The sequence below is a fragment of the Sulfuricaulis sp. genome (assembly GCF_049587675.1).
In the GTDB taxonomy this organism is placed as follows: Bacteria; Pseudomonadota; Gammaproteobacteria; order Acidiferrobacterales; family Sulfurifustaceae; genus Sulfuricaulis.
Genome location: NZ_JBAVEJ010000237.1, coordinates 1 through 1935 on the forward strand (window position 1 = coordinate 1; position 1935 = coordinate 1935).

2 protein-coding genes are annotated in these 1935 nt (G+C 60.4%); both read left to right on the forward strand.

Annotated features, from left to right (window positions below; all coding sequences use genetic code 11):
* The first annotated feature begins 170 nt into the window (after positions 1-170).
* Positions 171-1505 (forward strand): hypothetical protein, encoded by a 1335-nt coding sequence (locus tag WB402_RS12440; protein ID WP_424208321.1) that lies wholly within the window; start codon positions 171-173, stop codon positions 1503-1505.
* An 18-nt stretch (positions 1506-1523) separates the two neighbouring features.
* Positions 1524-1935: metal ABC transporter solute-binding protein, Zn/Mn family (locus WB402_RS12445; protein ID WP_424208323.1), on the forward strand; the 412-nt coding region annotated here is incomplete at its 3' end.

Below are 1935 nucleotides of genomic sequence, written 5' to 3' on the forward strand. Positions count from 1 at the left end.
TATCAATCCCCGCACCGCGCCGGCATGAAATCACCGCCTACGCAGTGCGCGCTCCACCTGTCGACTCCGAAATCTAGCTGTTAAAACGACCGCGTCCGGGCCCCGTGCCCATGACGCACGTCTTGCTCCAACAAGGCGTCAATTCATTTCGTTGATTTCGGAGAATGATTATGACTTGCAGAAACTTGATCGCCGCCGCGGTGTTGGCCGTTGTCACACCAACCGCCGTCTTCGCGGCATCGCCTGACAACCCCCCGACACAACCGGATTCGGCCGCCAAACAGCCGAATGAGCAACAAAGACTGCGTTCGCTCGAGGAACGCGTCAAGCAACTGGAGTCTGCGCCTCCGGCACCGTCGCCCGCCTCGTCCGCTAACAGCTTCAATCCGGCGATCTCGCTGATTCTCTCTGGCCTTTACACTAATCTTTCGCAGGATCCGGCGAACTACCGCATCACTGGTTTCCCGATGCCATCCGACGCGGAAATCGGCCCGGGTCAACGCGGTTTTAGCCTGGCCGAAAGCGAACTCGGCATCTACGCCAACATCGATCCGTATTTCTATGGCGGATTGAATTTCGCGATTGCTCCCGACGACTCGGTTTCGGCGGAAGAAGCGTTCATCCAAACAATCGCGCTCTCGAATGGATTCAGCGTCAAGGCTGGCCGGTTTTTCTCGGGCGTTGGCTACCTGAACGTCCAACACGCCCATACCTGGGACTTCGTGGATGCGCCGCTCGCTTACCAGGCATTCCTTGGCACGCAGTTCGGCGATGATGGCGTGCAAATAAAATGGCTGGCGCCCACCGATACGTTCCTCGAGTTCGGTGCCGAGCTTGGCCGCGGGCGTCCTTTTCCCGGCAGCGATCGCGACAAGAACGGTTCCGGCGCCGGCACGGTATTCGCGCACGTCGGCGGCGACGTCGGTATGAGCCACAGCTGGCGCGCGGGACTTTCGGTGCTGGAAACCTCGCCGCAAAACCAGGAGTTCTCCGACACCAATATTGCCGGCAATACCGTCACTAACAGTTTCAGCGGCGACACCCGCCTGTGGATCGCCGACTTCGTGTGGAAATACGCGCCGAACGGCAATCCGGTCTATACCAACTTCAAGCTGCAAGCGGAATACATGCACCGGCACGATGATGGCGATCTTACCTACGATTCGGACGGAGCGCTCGGCGCCACGAACACGTCGTCGTACGATTCCAAGCAATCCGGCTGGTATCTGCAGGGCGTTTACCAGTTCATGCCCTACTGGCGCGTCGGACTGCGCACCGAGCGGCTCGATCAGGGCACGGTGGATTACTCGTCAAACAGCGCGAATCTGATGCAGCCGGACTTCAATCCGTCGAAGAACAGCGTCATGGTGGACTACAGCCCGAGCGAATTCAGCCGCATCCGTCTGCAATTCGCCCAGGACAAGTCGCGCCAGGACGTCACCGACAATCAATGGTTCGTGCAGTACCAGATGAGCCTCGGTGCCCACGGCGCCCACCAATTCTGATTTCAAGGAGCATTCAACATGAAAAACCTTCTTAGTGCGTTGCTCACTGTTGCAACGTTTGCCTTCGCCCAGCACGCCTCGGCGCTCGACGTCTTCGCCTGCGAACCCGAATGGGGCGCGCTGGCGCAGGAACTCGGCGGCGACCGTGTCTCGATCTACGTCGCCACCAGCGCGTTGCAGGACCCGCACCGGATACAGGCCAAACCGAGCCTGCTGGCGCGGGCACGGCGCGCGAACCTGGTGGTGTGCACCGGCGCCGAGCTAGAGATCGGCTGGTTGCCGATCGTGCTGCGCCAATCGGGCAACAACGCGGTGCAACCGGACAAGGCCGGATACTTCGAGGCCGCCAACTACGTCCAGAAGCTGGAAGTCCCGACGGTCCTCGATCGCGCCGCGGGCGACATTCATCCGGGCGGCAATCCGCATATCC

What these genes read in the sequence shown, in the direction of transcription:
- WB402_RS12440 (WP_424208321.1), top strand. Translation starts at nt 171, where the DNA reads ATGACTTGCAGAAACTTGATCGCCGCCGCGGTGTTGGCCGTTGTCACA.